Here is a 742-nt window from a genome sequence, read left to right on the forward strand (position 1 = left end):
GGCGCTGGACGCGCCCGAGGAGGTCGCCGCCCTGGCGGCCCTGGCCGACGAGCCGCCGCAAGTGGCGATCCACGGCGAGGACCTGGCCTATGTGATCTACACCTCCGGCTCCACCGGCCGACCCAAGGGCGTGATGATCCCCCACCGGGGCGCGTTGAACCTATACTGGGCCTATATAGCCGACTACCGGCTGGGTCCTGGCAGTCGTGCGCTGGTGGTGTCGTCCCACGCTTTCGATCTGACTCTCAAAAATCTGATCGCGCCGTTGCTGTGCGGCGGCGCCGTCGTGCTGGCGCCGCCAGGGCTGCAAGACGGCCCCGCCCTCCGGAGGTTGATTGTCGACAACGCGGTGAGCCTGCTCAACTGCGCGCCCTCGCAGATCTATCCAATGCTGGAGGAGGCCGAGCCGCTGCCGGCTTCGCTGGAACACGCGATCCTCGGGGGAGAGCCCATTCGCAACGATCTGTTGCGGGCGATTGGAGCGTCCAACCCCGCCTGTCGTTTCGTCAACAGCTACGGGCCCACCGAGTGCAGCGACGTGGTGATCGACGGCGAAGTCGCCGATCCGGGCGGTCCAGGCATGGTGACCCGGCTCGGCCGACCGATCGCCAACACCCGGGCCTATGTGCTGGACCGGTTCCTGCAGCCGTGCGCGGTGGGGGTTGCGGGGGAGCTGTACCTGTCGGGTTCTGGCCTGGGCCGCGGCTATCTGGACCGTCCGGGGCTGACGGCCGAGCGGTTC

1 protein-coding gene is annotated in these 742 nt (G+C 68.5%); it reads left to right on the forward strand.

What is annotated here, in order from left to right; genetic code table 11:
• The coding region (locus AC1DMQ_RS25770) for an AMP-binding protein (RefSeq protein ID WP_477036372.1) at positions 1-742 on the forward strand (742 nt) is incomplete at both ends.

Source organism: Caulobacter sp. 05L422, assembly GCF_056397765.1.